The sequence below is a fragment of the Agrococcus citreus genome (genome assembly GCF_039527715.1).
In the GTDB taxonomy this organism is placed as follows: Bacteria; Actinomycetota; Actinomycetes; order Actinomycetales; family Microbacteriaceae; genus Agrococcus; species Agrococcus citreus.
The window spans coordinates 919,331-936,182 of record NZ_BAAAKK010000001.1 but is presented as its reverse complement, the minus strand read 5'-3'; the positions used below and the strand labels follow the sequence as shown (position 1 = coordinate 936,182).

21 protein-coding genes and 1 tRNA gene are annotated in these 16,852 nt (G+C 72.5%); 17 read left to right on the top strand and 5 right to left on the bottom strand.

All coding sequences use genetic code 11. The annotated features are described in order from the left end of the window. Positions 1-28 precede the first annotated feature (28 nt). From ABD106_RS04625 to ABD106_RS04605, 5 genes are all read left to right on the top strand, one after another. Positions 29-102 (top strand) — tRNA-Pro (locus tag ABD106_RS04625). A gap of 115 nt (positions 103-217) precedes the next feature. Continuing rightward, entirely contained in the window at positions 218-391 is a 174-nt protein-coding gene (locus ABD106_RS04620) for a hypothetical protein (RefSeq protein ID WP_343917760.1), read from the top strand. A 6-nt stretch (positions 392-397) separates the two neighbouring features. Further along, positions 398-856, top strand: a complete 459-nt coding sequence (locus ABD106_RS04615; RefSeq protein WP_343917758.1) for a VOC family protein — start codon at positions 398-400, stop codon at positions 854-856. Positions 857-888: 32 nt separating this feature from the next. Then, on the top strand, positions 889-1,365 hold the full coding sequence (locus ABD106_RS04610) for a GAF domain-containing protein (RefSeq protein WP_343917757.1): 477 nt from the start codon (positions 889-891) through the stop codon (positions 1,363-1,365). Positions 1,366-1,400: 35 nt separating this feature from the next. Further along, on the top strand, positions 1,401-1,907 hold the full coding sequence (locus ABD106_RS04605; RefSeq protein WP_343917756.1) for a PaaI family thioesterase: 507 nt from the start codon (positions 1,401-1,403) through the stop codon (positions 1,905-1,907). 9 nt (positions 1,908-1,916) lie between these two features. On the opposite strand, the gene ABD106_RS04600 is transcribed toward ABD106_RS04605, so the two are convergent. After that, entirely contained in the window at positions 1,917-2,330 is a 414-nt protein-coding gene (locus ABD106_RS04600; protein ID WP_343917754.1) for a DUF3054 domain-containing protein, read from the bottom strand. 95 nt (positions 2,331-2,425) lie between these two features. Beyond that, positions 2,426-3,193, bottom strand: coding sequence for a phosphatase PAP2 family protein (locus tag ABD106_RS04595; protein ID WP_343917752.1), 768 nt, complete (start codon positions 3,191-3,193; stop codon positions 2,426-2,428). A 299-nt stretch (positions 3,194-3,492) separates the two neighbouring features. On the opposite strand from ABD106_RS04595, the gene ABD106_RS04590 reads away from it, so the two are divergent. From ABD106_RS04590 to ABD106_RS04565, 6 genes are all read left to right on the top strand, one after another. Then, complete coding sequence (locus ABD106_RS04590; RefSeq protein WP_343917750.1) at positions 3,493-5,220, top strand: carbon starvation CstA family protein; 1,728 nt, start codon at positions 3,493-3,495, stop codon at positions 5,218-5,220. Positions 5,221-5,224: 4 nt separating this feature from the next. Next, positions 5,225-5,521, top strand: a complete 297-nt coding sequence (locus ABD106_RS04585) for a cory-CC-star protein (RefSeq protein WP_343917748.1) — start codon at positions 5,225-5,227, stop codon at positions 5,519-5,521. Then, positions 5,512-6,486 carry an ArsA family ATPase gene (locus ABD106_RS04580; protein WP_343917746.1) on the top strand — a complete coding sequence of 325 codons (975 nt, stop codon included), beginning with the start codon at positions 5,512-5,514 and terminating at the stop codon, positions 6,484-6,486. The genes ABD106_RS04585 and ABD106_RS04580 overlap by 10 nt, the downstream gene beginning before the upstream one ends. A 79-nt stretch (positions 6,487-6,565) precedes the next feature. Then, positions 6,566-7,306 (top strand): methionine ABC transporter ATP-binding protein, encoded by a 741-nt coding sequence (locus ABD106_RS04575; RefSeq protein WP_343917745.1) that lies wholly within the window; start codon positions 6,566-6,568, stop codon positions 7,304-7,306. Further along, a complete protein-coding gene (locus ABD106_RS04570) occupies positions 7,303-7,974 on the top strand; it encodes a methionine ABC transporter permease (protein ID WP_343917743.1) in 672 nt (223 codons plus the stop codon). Before ABD106_RS04575 ends, ABD106_RS04570 begins: the two co-directional genes overlap by 4 nt. A 29-nt stretch (positions 7,975-8,003) precedes the next feature. Then, complete coding sequence (locus tag ABD106_RS04565; RefSeq protein WP_343917741.1) at positions 8,004-8,846, top strand: MetQ/NlpA family ABC transporter substrate-binding protein; 843 nt, start codon at positions 8,004-8,006, stop codon at positions 8,844-8,846. 6 nt (positions 8,847-8,852) lie between these two features. Here ABD106_RS04565 and ABD106_RS04560 read toward each other — a convergent pair whose 3' ends face one another. Both ABD106_RS04560 and ABD106_RS04555 read right to left on the bottom strand, forming a co-directional pair. After that, complete coding sequence (locus ABD106_RS04560) at positions 8,853-10,079, bottom strand: beta-ketoacyl-[acyl-carrier-protein] synthase family protein (RefSeq protein ID WP_343917739.1); 1,227 nt, start codon at positions 10,077-10,079, stop codon at positions 8,853-8,855. Continuing rightward, a complete protein-coding gene (locus ABD106_RS04555) occupies positions 10,076-11,599 on the bottom strand; it encodes a class I adenylate-forming enzyme family protein (RefSeq protein ID WP_343917737.1) in 1,524 nt (507 codons plus the stop codon). The genes ABD106_RS04560 and ABD106_RS04555 overlap by 4 nt, the downstream gene beginning before the upstream one ends. A 52-nt stretch (positions 11,600-11,651) precedes the next feature. Here ABD106_RS04555 and ABD106_RS04550 point away from each other — a divergent pair, with 52 nt between their 5' ends. From ABD106_RS04550 to ABD106_RS04540, 3 genes are read left to right on the top strand one after another with little or no spacing between them, the layout of a single operon-like run. Further along, positions 11,652-12,446, top strand: a complete 795-nt coding sequence (locus ABD106_RS04550; protein ID WP_343917735.1) for a DUF1684 domain-containing protein — start codon at positions 11,652-11,654, stop codon at positions 12,444-12,446. 44 nt (positions 12,447-12,490) lie between these two features. After that, on the top strand, positions 12,491-13,390 hold the full coding sequence (locus ABD106_RS04545; RefSeq protein ID WP_343917733.1) for a hypothetical protein: 900 nt from the start codon (positions 12,491-12,493) through the stop codon (positions 13,388-13,390). A gap of 11 nt (positions 13,391-13,401) precedes the next feature. After that, positions 13,402-14,874 carry a cryptochrome/photolyase family protein gene (locus tag ABD106_RS04540; protein WP_343917731.1) on the top strand — a complete coding sequence of 491 codons (1,473 nt, stop codon included), beginning with the start codon at positions 13,402-13,404 and terminating at the stop codon, positions 14,872-14,874. A 30-nt stretch (positions 14,875-14,904) separates the two neighbouring features. On the opposite strand, the gene ABD106_RS04535 is transcribed toward ABD106_RS04540, so the two are convergent. Further along, positions 14,905-15,393, bottom strand: coding sequence for a hypothetical protein (locus ABD106_RS04535; protein ID WP_343917729.1), 489 nt, complete (start codon positions 15,391-15,393; stop codon positions 14,905-14,907). Between the two features lie 70 nt (positions 15,394-15,463). On the opposite strand from ABD106_RS04535, the gene ABD106_RS04530 reads away from it, so the two are divergent. From ABD106_RS04530 to ABD106_RS04520, 3 genes are read left to right on the top strand one after another with little or no spacing between them, the layout of a single operon-like run. Further along, positions 15,464-15,934, top strand: coding sequence for a MarR family winged helix-turn-helix transcriptional regulator (locus tag ABD106_RS04530; RefSeq protein WP_343917727.1), 471 nt, complete (start codon positions 15,464-15,466; stop codon positions 15,932-15,934). Positions 15,935-15,969: 35 nt separating this feature from the next. Continuing rightward, positions 15,970-16,392 (top strand): organic hydroperoxide resistance protein, encoded by a 423-nt coding sequence (locus tag ABD106_RS04525; protein ID WP_343917725.1) that lies wholly within the window; start codon positions 15,970-15,972, stop codon positions 16,390-16,392. Beyond that, positions 16,385-16,840 (top strand): DoxX family protein, encoded by a 456-nt coding sequence (locus tag ABD106_RS04520; protein WP_343917723.1) that lies wholly within the window; start codon positions 16,385-16,387, stop codon positions 16,838-16,840. The genes ABD106_RS04525 and ABD106_RS04520 overlap by 8 nt, the downstream gene beginning before the upstream one ends. The last annotated feature ends 12 nt before the right edge of the window (positions 16,841-16,852 follow it).

Sequence of the window (16,852 nt, the reverse complement as noted above, 5' to 3'; positions counted from 1 at the left end):
CCTTCGGGCAGCTCGATCGCAAGATCGACGGGCTGTGGCGCAGCTTGGTAGCGCACCTGACTGGGGGTCAGGGGGTCGCAGGTTCAAATCCTGTCAGCCCGACAGAGAGTCCCGGAGGCCATCGGTCTTCGGGACTTCGTCGCATCCGGGCCCGGCATCGATGCTGCGTGCATCCGCATCGCATACGCTGTCGCCGTCGTCGACCGAAGGATCCGCCGTGTCCCCTCAAGACCAGCCCGCCGCGCACGACCACGTTCCCGGCCCGGGCGAGCACAGCATCCCCGAGCTCGAGTCCGACCAGGCCGATCCGCCCCGCCCTGAGGAGGCGATCGCCGACGCGCTCCGAGCCGAGCCCGACGTCACGGATCACGCCGAGCATCCGGAGGGATAGCCCCGGATGGCCATCACCCTCGACAACGTCGGCATCGCGGTCGGCGACCTCGAGGCGGCCATCGCGTTCTTCACCGACCTGGGCCTCACGGTCGTCGGGCGCGACGAGGTGCGCGGCGAGTGGACCGACACCGCGGTGGGCCTCGACGGCAACCACGCGAGGATCGCGCTGCTCGCGACGCCCGACGGTCAGGGCCGGCTCGAGCTCTTCGAGTACCTCCACCCCGAGGCGATCGAGACCGAGCCGACGCGACCGAACGAGATCGGCATGCATCGCGTCGCGTTCTCGGTCGACGACCTCGACGAAGCCCTCGCGATCGCGGCGACGCACGGATGCCTTCCGCTGCGCGGCGTCGCGAACTACCGGGACATGTACAGGCTGACGTACGTCCGCGGCCCGAGCGGCATCCTCGTGATGCTCGCCGAGGCGCTGACGCCACCAGCCGGTCTGCAGGGCGACGGGTGACCATCCCGTCGCCGCCCGTCTACCGCGCGCCGATGCGATCGCGTCGGCCCGACGTCGCGGAGGGCGCCGCCGTGGAACGGGCGCTCCGCGAGGGGCTCTGCGGGTTCGGCGGCGTGCTGCCGCGGGTGCCGACCGATCCATCGGAGGCGGCGGCATCGGCTGCTGCCTTCGACGAGCGGCTCGCGCGCCGCATCGAGCGATTCGCCGACGCGCCCGAGGGGGCCTTCGTCTGGACGCGCGACGAGGGCGGCTTCCTGTGGCTCGGCCGCATCGGCGGGCCCTGGCGCTACGACGATCGGGCGGATGCGCGCGCGGTCGACCTCGTGCACGTGCGCGACTGCGCATGGCTCGACACCCCCACCGCGTTGCAGGACGTGCCGCCCGCCGTGCTCGCGACGTTCGCGCGCGGCGGCCTCAACTGGCAGCAGACGCACGACGCGCACGTCTCCGCCCAGAGCGCGCGCGTCTGGGAAGCGGCGGCTCGGGCGAACGGCGCGAGACCCCGATAGCGTCGGTCCGACGTGCGGACGACGGGAGCAGGACCATGACGGAGCGCAGCAGGACGGTCACCTGGGTCGATCCCGCCGAGGCCAGGACGGCGGCAGCGGGGCTCTCAGGGCTCGAGCTGATGCGCGCCCTGCGCGACGGCACCATCCCGCCACCGCCGATGGCCGTGCTGAGCAGCAGCACGCTCGTCGAGGCTGAGCCCGGGCGAGTGGTCTTCACCTGCGCCCCCGGCGAGGAGCACTACAACCCGCTCGGCACCGTGCATGGCGGTCTGCTCTGCACGCTGCTCGACACCGTCGTCGGATGCGCTGCGCACACGACGCTCGATGCGGGCGTCGGCTACACGTCCATCGAGATCAAGGTGAACTACCTGCGCGCCGTCACGCTCGCATCCGGCACGCTCACCGCGACCGGGAGCGTGACGAAGCCCGGCAGGCGCGTGATCTTCGCGGAGGGCGAGATCCGCGACGCGAGCGGCGCGATCGTCGCGACGGCCTCGAGCAGCCTGCTGGTGCTCGCGGCCCCGGGGTCGCCGACCGCGTGACGCCCGCCGTCAGCTCCGGCTGACGCGCCGCCGCGCGAGCGTCGCCAGCAGGCGCCAGCCGACGAGCAGCGCCAGCAGCGTGAGCGTCGCGACGACGACGAACGGCACCGCGGTGCCCTGCCCAGAGACGGCGCGCAGCAGCATCCCGCCGATGACGGTCACGGCCCACACCGGCACGCCGGTGCGCAGCGGCGCGAGCGGAGCGTGCCACCCGGGGCTGAAGATCCAGCCGACGGCGAGGGCGACGAGGAACGGCCACGCGGTGGTGATCAGCCCCATGCCACCCTCGCCGAGCACGCCCGACTCGTGGCTCGCCCGGCCGACGGCCGCGAAGCCGACGACGAGCACGGCATCCAGACCGAGCGCGCCCGCCACCACCCCACCGGTCGGGCGAGGGGAGCGGGCGCGGTCCGCGGGAGCCATGGTTCGACCGTACCCACCTGCGCGAGGGCGCCGCTCGTCACCGCCATGCTGACTCGGCGTTCTTCCACGCAACACCCTGACGGCTCGCGACGGCCTCAGCGCTCCGCCACGATCGGCGTCGCCGCTGCGCGCTCGCCCGGCACCCTCGCGGTCCTCCGCGTGTCGACGGCGATCACGACCCCGACGATCACCATCGACAGCGCGATCGATGCGCTCACGTCGCTCAGGTAGTGGTAGCCCAGGTAGATGCGCCCCGCCGCTTGCGCCACGATCATCACGACGGCGACCGCGACCGCCGACGCGGTGAACCACCGCTGCTGGACGCGGCTCGCGAGCAGGAACGCGAGCAGCAGGAAGAAGTCGGATGCACCGAGCACGTGCCCGGAGGGGAACGACGAGGTGTGGTCGGTGCCGAACAGCATGTCGGCGATCGGCGGCCGTGGCCGTCCGACGATCGGCGCGATGATGAGGGCGAGCGCGACGCCTGCCAGCATGCCCACTGCCAGCAGGAGCGGTCGCCAGATGTGCTTCGCGGCGATCGTCCAGACGGTGACCACGACCAGCACGATGGCCGGCAGTGCGATCGGTCCGAAGACGATCGCGAGCGCGATCATGAGTGCTGTCGTGTCGGGCGAGCGGAAGCCGTCGAACCATGCGTCGACCGGCTCGTCCAGCTGAGCGAGACCCGACTGCGTCAGCACGCCGACGAGCAGGACCGTGAAGGCGGCGAGGCCCATGACGATCAGCACGCTCGACGTCGCGTAGAGCCGCCGCCGAGCCGCGAGCGGCAGGTGGCGCTCCTCGACGAGGAACCGCTCGTTCCATGCCTGCAGTCGCTCTCGGCGGGAGGCCGTCGTCGTCATGGTCGCGCTCGCCGTTCCACGCTGACCGCGCTGAGCACGGCCTCCGGACCGAGCGCGGTTGCGGCTTCCGCGTGCGCGTAGCGCCACGCGGGTGCGCGAGCGGGGTATGGCACGCCCCGACCCTAGCGACCGATCGACGCGCGTCGTGCGCGGCGGGATCGGATCGAGGCCGTGGGCGATCAGCGCCACGCCCAGCCGATTCTGGGCAGATCCTAAGATTCGGATACTGTCGTTGCGAGGCGGCACCGACGGTGCCCAGCCAGATCCGCGAAGGCGCGCGACGAAGGGGGAGGACTCGGATGGGTTCCCTTGCACTGATGCTCATCGGCCTGGCGATGTTCGCCGCAGGCTACTTCTTCTACTCCAAGTACCTCGCCAAGCGGGTGTACCAGCTCAACTCCGGCTTCACGACGCCGGCCCACGAGCTCAAGGACGGCATCGACTACGTGCCGACGAACAAGTTCATCCTCTGGGGCCACCACTTCACGTCGGTCGCGGGTGCCGCGCCGATCGTCGGCCCGGCGATCGCCGTCATCTGGGGTTGGCTCCCCGCCCTCCTGTGGGTCACGATCGGCACGGTCTTCTTCGCCGGCATGCACGACCTCGGCGCGCTGTGGGCCTCGCTCCGCAACAAGGGCAAGTCGATCGGCGCCCTCTCCGGCCGCTACATCGGCAAGCGCGGGGCGAACCTGTTCCTCGTCGTCATCTTCCTGCTGCTGCTCATGGTGATCGCCGCCTTCGCGGTCGTGATCAAGAACCTGCTCATCAGCACGCCGACCGCCGTCATCCCCACGTGGGGCGCGATCATCGTCGCCCTGCTCGTCGGCGTCGCCGTCTACCGGATGCGCTGGCCGCTCATCCCCGTCACGATCGTCGGTGTCGTCGCGCTCTACGCCCTCATCGTCCTCGGCGACAGCGTGCCGGTCGTGCTGCCCGAGTCGACCCTCGGCATGAGCCCCGCGACGGTGTGGATCCTCGTGCTCTTCATCTACGGCGCGATCGCCTCGCTGCTGCCGGTCTGGGTGCTGCTGCAGCCGCGCGACTACATCAACGGCGTGCAGCTCTTCGTCGGCCTCATCCTGCTCTTCGGTGCGGTCCTCCTCGGTGCGCTGTTCTCGGCGAACCCGCCCGACATCGTCGCCCCGATGTTCAACACGAACCTGCCCGAGGGCACGCCGAGCATGGTGCCCCTGCTGTTCGTCACCATCGCGTGCGGCGCCATCTCGGGCTTCCACGGGATGGTCTCGTCGGGCACGACGTCGAAGCAGATCGACAAGGAGACCGACGCCCGGTTCGTCGGCTACTTCGGCGCCGTCGGCGAGGGCATGCTGTCGCTCGGCACGATCCTCGCCGTGATCGGCGGCTTCCGCTCGGTCGCCGAGTGGGAGGAGATCTACAGCTCCTTCGGCGCCGGTGGCGTCACGGCCTTCGTCCAGGGTGGCGGCGCGCTGATGGAGAACGGCCTGGGCCTTCCGGCATCGCTCAGCGCGACGGTGCTCGCGACCATGGCGGTGCTCTTCGCCGCCACGACGATGGACACCGGCATGCGACTGCTCCGCTTCGTCGTGCAGGAGATCGGGGATGCGTTCAAGGTCAAGATCACGAAGATCCCGGCGACGCTCGTCGTGGTCGTCGTCGGCCTGGGCCTGACCTTCTCGCAGGGGCTCGGCGGTGAGGGAGGCCTCCGGATCTGGCCGCTCTTCGGCACGACCAACCAGCTCCTGGCATCGCTGACGCTGTCGATCATCGCCGTGATGCTGCTGCGCAAGCGGCGCAACCCGTGGCCGGCGATCATCCCGCTCGTGCTCGTCTTCGTCATGTCGTTCTGGGCGGCCATCGAGCAGCTCACGAGCTTCGCCGCGCCGGAGAACCCCGACTGGCTGCTGTTCGCGATCGACATCGTCATCATCGTCTCGAGCGTCTGGGTCGCCGTCGAGGCGGTCCTGGCGATGCGACGTGCCGTGCAGGGTCCGCCGGAGCACGAGGACGAGGATCTCCAGCTCGTCGCCACGCGAGAGCAAGTCTGAGCACGTGACACCCGCCCACGGCGGGGCCCAGCGCCGGGAGCGTCGCTCCCGGCGCTGGGGCGCGCTGCGCGATGGGCTGCAGGAGTTCTACACCGGCCCCTACCGGCGCACCTTCCTGCGGGAGCAGCGCGACGAGGACGACCTGTTCATGATCGTCGTCCTCGGTGAGGCGCTCGGCGTGCCCGATCCCGCTGCCTACTACTCCGCCGAGCTGCTGCCGGCGGTGTGGGACGACTTCCACGCCTGGCACACGCGCGTCGGAATCCCGCGCTCGCCGTTGGACCACGTCGCATGCTGCTAGCGCTCGCGCGGTCGCGCCGCGTCCTCTTCGTCGGCGGCAAGGGAGGCGTCGGCAAGACCTCGGTCTCCGCGGCGCTCGCGGTGGCGCGCGCTCGCGACGGCGGGCGCGTGCTGCTCGTCTCCACCGATCCGGCGCACAACCTCGGGCACGTCTGGGACCGCGAGCTCTCGGATGAGGCCGTGCGCGTCCTCTCGCTCGAGCGCGGATCGGTCGATGCGATCGAGATCGACCCGCAGTCGACGATCGACCGGCACTTCGCCTCGGTCGCGGCGACCATGCGGCGGCTGCTGCCCGATCGGCTCCACGCCTCGGCGCAGCAGCACCTCGATCAGGCGAGGTCGGCACCCGGCAGCCACGAGTCGGCCGTGCTCGAGCGCGTCGCCGAGCTCATCGCGAGCAGCCGCGACGCCTACGACCTCGTGGTCTTCGACACCGCGCCCTCCGGCCACACGCTGCGCCTGCTCGCGCTCCCCGAGCAGCTCAGCAGCTGGACCGGGACCCTCCTCGCGAGTCGCGACCGGTCGGAGCGCTTCGCCGCGGCCGCGCGCGGCATCGTCGGCGTCAAGGACGAGGCGCCCAGCGCCGATGCCGAGCTCCGGCGCACGCTCGTCGCGCGGCGCGACCGGTTCGCGCTCATGGGGAGCGTCGTGACTGATGCGCAGCAGTCGTCGTTCGTCGTCGTCACGATCGCCGAGCGCCTGCCCGTCGCGGAGTCGATCGACGTCATGCGGCAGCTGACCGAGCTCGGCATCGAGCCCGCCGCGATCGTCGTGAACCGTCGGTCTCCCGCCGATGCCGGGGCGCTCCTCGCCGAGCGCCGGGAGCAGGAGGAGCGGCACCTCGAACGGCTGCGCGCGGCCGTGGGCGGCATCCCGATCGCGCAGGTTCCGCTGCTCGCCGGCGACCTGGCGGGCAGCGCGGCGCTCGCGACGCTCGCGGAGCACCTGGTGGCGTCGACCGACTGAGTCAGCGGCCGGGAGGCTCAGCGCGCTATTGTTGGACTGAGAGCAACAAACCCCCAGGTGCACGCCAGAAGGTCGAGCCATGTCCACGAGCGACCCCGTCGCATCCCTCGAGCACGTCACGGTCGCCTACGGCGCGACGAAGGCGCTCGACGACCTCACCCTCGACATCGCGAGCGGCGAGATCATCGGCGTCATCGGCGAATCCGGCGCCGGCAAGTCGACGCTCCTCGCACTGCTCGACGCGGCCCAGCATCCGACGAGCGGCCGCGTGCGCATCCTCGGCACCGATCCCGCGGCGCTCCGCGACCGCGAGATCCGCGAGCTGCGCCGCCGCATCGGCATGGTCTTCCAGGGCTTCAACCTGCTCTCGAACCGCACCGTGCGCCAGAACGTCGCCCTGCCGCTCAAGCTCCAGCGCGCCGTCGACCCGCAGCACGTGGAGAGCCTGCTCGACTACGTCGGCCTCGCCGACCGCGCCGACCACTACCCGGCGCAGCTCTCCGGCGGTCAGCAGCAGCGCGTCGCGATCGCCCGCGCCCTCGTCACCCGGCCGGGCCTGCTGCTCGCCGACGAGCCGACGAGCGCGCTCGACACCCGCACGACCGAGGGCATCCTGCAGCTGCTGAGCGACGCCCGACGCGACTTCGGCACCACCGTCGTGCTCGTCACGCACGAGCTCGAAGCGGTCGGCGCGATCTGCGACCGCGTGGCGGTGCTCGAGCGCGGCGTGCTGCAGCGCGTCTTCCCGGTCGTGCGGGCCGACTACGGGCGCGAGCACGCGAGCTACCTCGCGCACGCGGAGCGGATGCTCGGCGCATGACCGACGCGCTCGCGTCGCTCGCGGCGAACGCCGACCAGATCGGCATCGCGCTCGCCGAGACCGGCTACATGCTCGCCGTCTCGCTCACCGCCGCCATCGTGCTCGGGCTGCCCCTCGGCGTGACCATCTTCCTCACCCGCCCTGGCGGGCCGCGCGAGCGGAAGCCGGTGTGGCGGGTCGCCAACCTGTACGTGTCGGTCATCCGCTCCTTCCCGTTCCTGCTGCTGGTCGTCTTCCTCATCCCGCTCACTCGGGCGCTCTACGGCACGACCTTCGGCACGGAGGCCGCGACCTTCCCGCTCTGCTTCGTCGGGGTCGCCATCTACGCCCGACTCGTCGAGCAGATCCTGCTCGAGATCCCGCCGGGCGTGCTGCACGCCGCGAGGTCGATGGGGGCGGATGTGCGCCAGACCGTCGTGCACTTCCTGCTCGTCGAGGGGCGGTCGGGCCTCGTCTACGCGCTGACGTCCGCCGCGATCAGCCTCATCTCGTACTCCACCGTGCTCGGCATCGTCGGCGGGGGCGGCATCGGCGACTTCGCGCTCCGCTTCGGCTACCAGGAGTACGACTACCCGCTCATGTACTCGATCATCGCGATCGTCATCGTCGGCGTGCTGCTGCTGCAGACCGTCGGCGAGAGGGTCTCGACCGCGCTCGACAAGCGCTGACGCACCGCACCCACCTCGAAAGGCACCCCATGCACCTCCGAACCGACCACCGCATCCGGCACCGCATCCGACTCGTCGCCGCAGCGGCGGCCGCCGTCGCCATGCTCGCGAGCGGCTGCGCCGCGGCGGGCGAGCCGGATGCGTCCCAGCCGGATGCGTCCGAGACCGTCACGATCCGGGTGGCCGCGACCGTCACCCCGATGACCGACGCCGTCGAGGCCGCCGCCGAGGTGATCGAGGAGGGCTTCGAGGTCGAGCTCGTGCCCGTCTCGGACTACGTGCAGCCCAACGTGCTCGTGCAGAACGACGAGATCGACGCGAACGTCGTGCAGTTCGAGTCGTTCATGGAGGAGTTCAACGAGCGCAACGGCGCCGACCTCGTCGTCGTGCAGCCCGTCTACAAGACCGTCGTCGCGTTCTACTCGCGTTCCCTCGGCTCGCTCGACGAGCTTCCCGAGGGTGGCAGCGTCGTGATCGCGAACGACAAGGCCAACGCGGCGCGCGCCCTCCAGCTGCTGGCCGAGAACGGGATCATCACGCTCGATCCTGCGGTCGAGCGCTACGCGGCGAGGGTGAGCGACATCGTCGAGAACCCGCGCAACCTCGAGATCACCGAGGTCGACCTGCTGCAGCTCAACACCGCCTACGACGAGGCGGATGCCGTCTACAACCTGCCGTCGTTCGCGCGCCAGATCGGGCTCACGCCCGAGGAGGACGGGCTCGTCGTCGAGCAGGACGAGCGGTTCGAGGTGGCGCTCGTGACGCGCGCCGGCAACGCCGACTCGCCCGCGATCGCGGCGCTCCAGCGCGCGCTCACGAGCGACCGCGTGCGCGAGGTGCTCGAGGGGCTCGGGGTGCCGCCGGCGTTCTGACGCCGCTCAGACGCTGCGCAGCACGAGCGCGGCGTTGTGGCCGCCGAAGCCGAACGAGTTCGACAGCACGGTGCGCGAGGTCGCGGGCCGCGCCTCGAGGGCGACGACGTCGAGCTCGGGGAACTCCGGGTCGTCGAGGTTGATCGTCGGTGGGATGACGCCGTCGCGCATCGCGAGCACGGAGAGGGCCGCCTCGAGCGTGCCGGCGGCGCCCAGCAGGTGCCCGGTCGTCGACTTCGTCGAGCTGACGGGCACCGAGCCGAGCGCGTCGCCGAAGACCGAGCGCAGCGCGGCCGCCTCCATCGCGTCGTTGAGGGGCGTGCCCGTGCCGTGCGCGTTGACGTGGTCGACGTCGTCGGGGGAGAGGTGCGCGTCGTCGAGCGCCTGCCGCATCGCGGCGGCCGCGCCGCTGCCATCGGGCCGCGGGGCGGTCGCGTGGAACGCGTCGGAGGTGACGCCGTACCCGACGATCTCGCCCAGCACGTCGGCACCGCGGCGACGCGCGTGCTCCTCCGACTCGACGAGCAGCGCGGCCGCCCCCGACGACATGACGAAGCCGCTGCGCGCTCGATCGAACGGTCGGCACGCGGCTGACGGCTCGTCGGCGTACCCGGGCGCGAGCGCGCCGAGCATCGAGTTCACGGCGAGGTTCACGCGGTTGAGGCAGTCGTCGGCGCCGACGACGAGCACGGCATCGGCGTAGCCGTGGCGGATGGCGCGCAGCGCGTCGCCGAGGCCGACGGCCCCGCTCGCGCACGTCGCCGAGGTGCCGACGCCGGCCCCGCGCGCGCCGTACCGCTCGCTCAGGAACGCGGCAGCCGCATCCGCGCCGCCGTAGACGACCACGCCGGGCGGCACCCGCCGAGGCCCGTGCGCGTCGAGCGCGCGCACCGCCTCCTGCGTCAGCGACACCGCGCCGGAGCCGGTCGCCGCCGTGATGCCGAAGCGCGTCGGGTCGGCCGCTGTGAAGCCCGCCATGGCCTCGGCGGCGGCCGCGACCGCGTAGAGCGCGTGCCGGTCGAGCCGCCGCGCGTCGGAGCGCGACACGTGCGCGAGCGGGTCGAACCCGCGCACCTCGCCGCCGACCTTGACCGCGAGGTCGGCGACGTCGACGCCCTCAAGGGGGCGGATGCCGCTGCGACCGGCGACGACGGCATCCCACGTCGAGCTGAGGTCGAGGCCGTTCGGCGTGACGGCTCCCAAGCCGGTGACGAACGCGCGCTGCCCGCTCACAGCCGCTCCGCCGTCCCGTCGGCGACGAGCTCGGCGACCGCGCCGCGGCGCACCTTGCCGCCGGCCGTGCGGGGCAGCTCGGCGACGCGGTAGTAGCGGTGCGGCACGAACTGCGGGGCGAGCAGGCGGCGCAGCTCCTGCTGCATGCGCTGCTTCGGCGGCACCGTCTCGGCCTCGCCCTCGACGACCACCGCGACGATCGAGCCGAGCGACGCGTCCGGCAGCGCCACGGCGCAGCACGATTCGCAGCCGGGCACGGTCGCGAGCGCTCGCTCGACCTGCGGGAGCGAGACCTTGTGCCCGCCCGAGACGGCGATGTCGCCGGCCCTGCCCGCGAGCACGATGGCACCGCCCTCGATCGAGGCGAGGTCGTGCACGCTCGACCAGCCCTCGGCGTCGGTGATGCGCTCGTCGCTCGTCGCCGACACGTACCGCTCGACCGCCGAGGCGACGCGCACGTGCAGCGTGCCGATCTCGCCGTCGGGCACCGGTTCGCCGGCGTCGTCGCGCACGCTCACCTCGACGCCGTCGAAGGGCGTGAGCCGGGTGCCGTCACCCGCGTCGCTGTAGCCGATGAAGCCGATCTCGGAGGCGCCGTAGTAGCTGCGCAGCCGCGCTCGCGGCGCCGCCGCCTCGAACACCGAGCGGATGCGCTCGCTCTGGTTGGCGCCACCCGTGATGACCGTGCGGAGCGAGTCGAGCGCATCCACGCTCGCGGAGCGCTCAGCTGCCGCGGCGAGCGCGAGCAGCATCGAGGGCACGCCGACGAAGCGCTCGACGCGCTCGCGCTCGATCGTCTGCACGGCGGCCACCGCGTCGAAGCCGGATTGCAGGTGCAGCGAGCCACCGGTGGCGAGCACCTCCACGAGCGCGTAGAGCGTCAGGCTGTACGAGACGGGCCCAGGCGCGATCGTCGCCATGCCGTCCTCAGCGTCGAGGTAGGCGCGGCTGATGCGCACGTTGTGGTCCCAGCTGCCGCGCGAGCGCAGGAAGCCCTTCGGCAGGTCGGTCGTGCCCGACGTGAACAGGAGCAGGAACGGCTCGTCGCGCGGCCGCACCTCCGGCCCCGAAGGCACGCGCGCGGTCTCGGCGAGCGCGTCGAAGCGCTCGAGCGAGACGGCAGTGCCGGTCCATGGCTCGAGCGCGCCGAGCGACGCCTCGAAGTCGGCGTCGTCCGTGATGACGAGCGCTGGGTCGACGCGCCGGATGGTCTCGAGGCGGTGCTCCTCGGGCCACAGCGGGTCGAGCACCGCGACGATCGCCCGGAACGACGTCACGCCGCTGATCCAGCGGGCCACATCGATCGCGCGCGAGAGCGAGACCGCGATGATCGGCACCCCGCCGGTCTCGGCGTCGGTGCGACCGGGGGCGGCGCCCTCGAGCAGCACCTCGATGCCGCTGCGGATCCGCGTGCAGACGTCGCGCAGCTCGCCGTACGACACGCGCTCGCCGTCTCCCGAGAGCGCGAGCCTGCCCGGATCGGCGTCGGCGACCGCGATGATGCTGCGGGTGAACGTCACCCTCCGAGTCTAGGCGCGGCGCTCGTCGCTAGCCTGGCGGAGGAGGACCGACATGGATGCACGAGCCAAGACGGCAGCCGACTTCGAGGCCGCGTGGCAGTGGTGGCAGGAGGCGCGCTGGCGGCTCGTCGCCGGCCCGCACGGGATCGCGGCGCTCGCCGACACGGTGTGGCTGAGCGGCGAGGAGCGATCAGTCGAGGGCGTGGCCGGCCGCTGGCGCGCCGACGGGGATGCCGTCGTGGGCGCGGGGCTCGCAGGCTCCGGCTATGAGCGCACCGACGGCGCGCCGGTCGCCGACGCGGTCACGCTGCGCGCGGGCGAGACGCTCCGAGCGGGCGATGGCCTCGTGCGGGCGTTCGTGCGCGAGGGGGTGCCTGCGCTCCGCCGCATCGACCCCCGCGCCGAGCGTCGTGTGCGCCTCCAGTCGATCGCGGCCTGGCGCCCCGACCCCGAGTGGGTCGTCGAGGCGCACTGGATGCCGCGCGACGAGCCGATCGAGGTCGAGCAGGTCGACGGCCACCGCACGACGCAGGGCGGCGCCGGCACGCTCGACTTCACGCTGCTCGGCGAGCGGCGCTCGCTGACCGCGACTCGGGGCGACGGCGAGCTGGCGATCGTCTTCCGCGACGCGACCGGCGACGACACCGGCGACGACGGCGCCTACCCGTTCCGCTTCCTGCGCCCGCCGCTGCCCGACGACGCCGGGCGCACGACGCTCGACTTCAACCGGTCGTTCCTGCCGCCCTGCGCGTTCAGCGACCACTACGTGTGCCCGATGCCCCCGCCCGGCAACCGGCTCGACCTCGCGGTGACCGCGGGCGAGCGCCGGCCCGTCCTCCGCGACTGAGTCGCCGAGGCCGCGGGACAGCTGCCGTCGGTACGCTCGCGACCATGCCGTCGACCTTCCGCTCCGCCCTCTCGCCCCTCGGGGACGCCGACAGCGTCGCCCATGGCGTCGTCTCGAGCGCTGCGGTCGCAGCGCTCACCCTCATCGATCCCCGCGTCCTCACGCCCGGCCGCCGGCTCGGCTATCGCGCGGCCATGGCGGGACTGACCGCGTGGTCCACGTGGGCGCTGCTGCGCACCGAAGCAGGAGCGGCGCTGTCGGCCGGCGCTCGCCTCGGGATGGTCGTCGGAGCGGCCGGCGCGACGCTCGGCATCGCCGAGGCGGGCGAGGCGCTCGACGCCCGCCTCCACGACCGCGTGCGCGCGGCGGGCATCGATCGTCCGCGGGCGCTGCTCGCGGCCGCGGCCGGCGCGATCTCGATCGGCGGCTGGTGGCTCGGGCGACGATCGGATGCGGCTGCCGCGACTGCCGTCGCGGGCGTCGAGGATGAGCCGGCCGAGGAGCTCGTCGAGGTCCCCGACGACGTCCGCGCCCTCGCCGACCGTCTGCTCGCGGCGACCGACGGCTTCGGCGCGCCCGAGCTGCGCTCGCAGCTGGCGGCGGCTCGCGCCGTGCGCTGGGAGGGGCCGGAGCCCGAGGGCTTCTGGCCCGGCATCGGCTTCGCCGTGCCGGCGGGTGCGCCCCTCGCCGTGCCCGGCGACGCGAACCTGCCGGTGATCGGCCGCTACACCGCGGTCGAGGGACGATCGTTCGACGTGATGCTCGGGGTGCAGGACGGCCGCCTCGCGATGCTGTCGATCAGCGAGGGCCGCGACTGGAGCGACGACGAGCGCATCGCGTGGATCGAGGCCGATCGCGGGGTGCACGAGCTGCAGGGCTGGCCCTCGCCCGACGAGCTCGAGCTGCTCGTCGAGACGCCCGACGGCCTCCGGCCCATCGGCTGAGCGGACCCGGCGTGTCGAGCACGAGCAGCGGCGCGCCGCGGCGGGCGGCGCTCATCCTGGGCACGCAGCTGCTCGAGCGGCACCCCGCGCTCGACGACGACGACATCGACGAGCTGCTGCTCGTCGAGTCGGCCGAGCTCTTCGACCGCCTGCCGTACCACCAGCACAAGATCGTGCTCGTGCTCTCGGCCATGCGCCACTACGTCGAGCGCCGGCGCGACGAGGGCCGCACCGTGCGGCACGTGCCGCACACCGACGGCCGCTCGTTCTCGGAGGGCGTCGCGCACCTCATCCGGGAGCACGGCATCACCGGTCTCGCGTGGATGCGCGCCTCCGACCGCGGCGTCGACCGGCGGATCGACCGGATCGCGGCGCGCGCGGGCGTGCAGACGAAGCGATGGGCCGACGTCGCGTTCCTCACGCCCGAGGTGGAGCTCGACGCATGGTTCCGCGATCACCCGCGAGCCCGCATGGAGGACTTCTACCGCTGGCAGCGGCAGCGCACCGGCATCCTCATGGAGGGCGACAGCCCGGCGGGCGGCCGCTGGAACTACGACGCCGACAACCGCGAGCCGCTGCCCAAGACGGGCATCCGCATCCCCGAGCTGCCTCGGATCGAGCCCGACGCCATCACCCGGCAGGTGATCGAGGAGGTGCGCGAGCGGTTCCCCGACCACCCCGGTGACGCGCGCGACTTCTGGCTGCCCGTCACGCACGATGACGCGCGCGCGTGGCTCCGCGCGTTCGTCGACGAGCGCCTCGGCGACTTCGGGCGCTTCGAGGACGCGATGGCCGCCGACGAGCCGTTCCTCTTCCACTCGGTGCTGACGCCCGCGCTCAACCTCGGCCTGCTCACGCCGCACGACGTCGTCGATGCGGTGCTCGAGGCGAGCGGCGACGTGCCGCTGCCGTCGCTCGAGGGCTTCCTCCGCCAGGTGATCGGCTGGCGTGAGTACATGCGCGGCATGTACCGGGCGCACCCGGAGCTCGAGGGCGCGAACGCGCTGGGTCTCACGCGCGAGCTCGAGCCGTGGTGGTACTCGGGCGAGGGCATTCCCGACGACCTGCCCATCCCCGTGCGCACCGTGCTCGAGCGCGTGCTGCAGCACGGCTACGCGCACCACATCGAGCGGCTGATGGTGCTCGGCAACTGGTTCCTGCTCGAGGGCTACGCTCCCGCGTCGGTGAACCGCTGGTTCCTCTCGCTCTTCGTCGACGCGTACCCGTGGGTGATGGTGCCGAACGTCTTCGGCATGAGCCAGTTCGCCGATGGCGGCATGGTCGGCACGAAGCCGTATGTGTCGGGCGGCGCGTACCTGCAGCGGATGGGCCGGTGGTGGCCGTCGCAGCAGGCGGCGAAGGAGTCGGCGTTCACCGAGGGCTACTGGGACTTCCTGCAGCGGCACGAGGCAGTGCTCGAGGGCAATCCACGGCTCGCGCTGCCGCTCGCGCAGATGCGGTCGCGACGCGCGCCCGAGCGGTGATCGTCGGGGGTCTGGCAGTCGGCGCGACGGTCAGGGCCCGATGCCCAGCAGCCCGGTGATGTTGGGGCACGCGGCCCGATACGACGCGGGTGCTTCATCGATCGACGGCGCGGCTGTCGAGACCAGCTCGAGTCGCTCGCCGAACCGGAGCGTCGCGCCGTCGTCGACGAGCGAGCTCGGCCCCATGCCGATGGCCCCGGCGATCACGGCGCCGATGCGCGCCCGGTCGCCGTCGACGGCGACCTCGAGGCAGCCGTCCGCGACGTGCAGCGTGCCGGTCACGGGCTCGTTGCCGGGCGCGCGCATATCCGGCTCGAGCAGCACCGTGTAGCCGGGCTCCGACACCTCCAGCAGCGTCCGCCCGCCCCGCGTCGTCGTGCTCGACTCGAGCGATTCGGCGGACGCGACCAGGAACGCCCCGTCGTCCTCCTGCGTCGGCGTGGGGCTCGTCGAGCACGCGCTGATCGCCGTCGTGAGCGCGAGCAGGCAGGCCGACACGGCCACGGCGGGGGAGCGCATGGCATGACGGTAGCGGACGAGCTGCGTAGATTGAGTTGTGCACAATCTGTTTCTGTGCGAGGCTCGGACCATGCCTGCAGCCAAGCCCATCACCGACGAGATGGTCTGCTTCGCGCTCTACTCCGCCGCACGCGCGACGACGCAGGCGTACCGCAGCCTGCTCGAGCCGTGGGGGCTGACCTACCCCCAGTACCTCGTGCTCGTCACGCTGTGGGTCGAGGGCCCGCAGAGCGTGAAGGACCTGGGGGAGCGCATGCAGCTCGACAGCGGCACGCTCTCGCCGCTCCTCGCGCGGCTCGAGCGCGACGAGCTCGTCGAGCGGCGGCGGAGCGACGCCGATGCGCGCGTCGTGCGCGTCAGCCCCACGGCGCGCGGCGACGAGCTGCGCACGGAGCTCGCGCACCTGCCCGCCGCCGTCGCGCGCGGCCTAGGGCTCGGCGACACGGTCGACGGAGCGCAGCTGCTCGCGACCCTGCACGGCATCACGGCATCCATGCACGCGGTGGCCGACGATCCCTCGTCGGTCACCGGAGCACCATGACGGCGCGATCGCGCCGTCCAGACGAGAGGAGCACCATGGACGTGCTGTACACCGCAGAGGCACTGTCGACCGGAGCGGGCCGCGACGGCCGCGTCGCGACCATCGACGGCACCCTCGACCTCGAGATGGCCGTGCCGGCCGAGATGGGCGGCACGGGTGCGGGCTCGAACCCGGAGCAGCTGTTCGCGGCCGGCTACGCCGCGTGCTTCCACTCGGCGCTCCAGGCGGTCGCGCGCGAGAAGCGCGAGAAGCTCACCGACTCGAGCGTCGGCAGCCGCGTGCAGATCGGCCCGGACGGCTCTGGGGGCTTCACGCTCGCGGTGCACCTCGAGGTCGTCCTGCCGGGCGTGGACGAGGCCCGCGCTCGCGAGCTCGTCGACGCGGCCCACACCGTCTGCCCCTACTCGAACGCGACGCGCGGCAACATCGACGTGACGATCTCGGTCTCGGATGACTGAGGCCGAGGCGCCGGGCGCGCGCCGGTCGATCGGTCGCACGATCGCCCGCGTGCTGCTCGGCGCCTCGCTCGTGCTCGCGGGCATCGGCCACCTCACGGTCGCGCGACAGGAGTTCCAGGCCCAGGTGCCCGACTTCGTGCCGCTCGACCCCGATCTCGTCGTGCTCGCCTCCGGCGTCGTCGAGATCGTGCTCGGGCTCGCGCTGCTCGTCCTGCGCCGCTGGTGGGTCTGGGTCGGCCTCATCGCTGCCGCCTTCTTCATCGCCGTCTTCCCCGGCAACATCTCCCAGTGGCTGAATGCGCGCGCCGGCTTCGGCCTCGACACCGACGCGGCCCGCTTCGGCAGGCTGTTCTTCCAGCCCGTGCTCGTCGCGGTCGCCCTCTGGTCGACCGGAGCGTGGGATGCGCTGCGCCACTGGTGGCGCGCGCGCTCGCGCCGATCGTCGTGAGCCCATCCACCA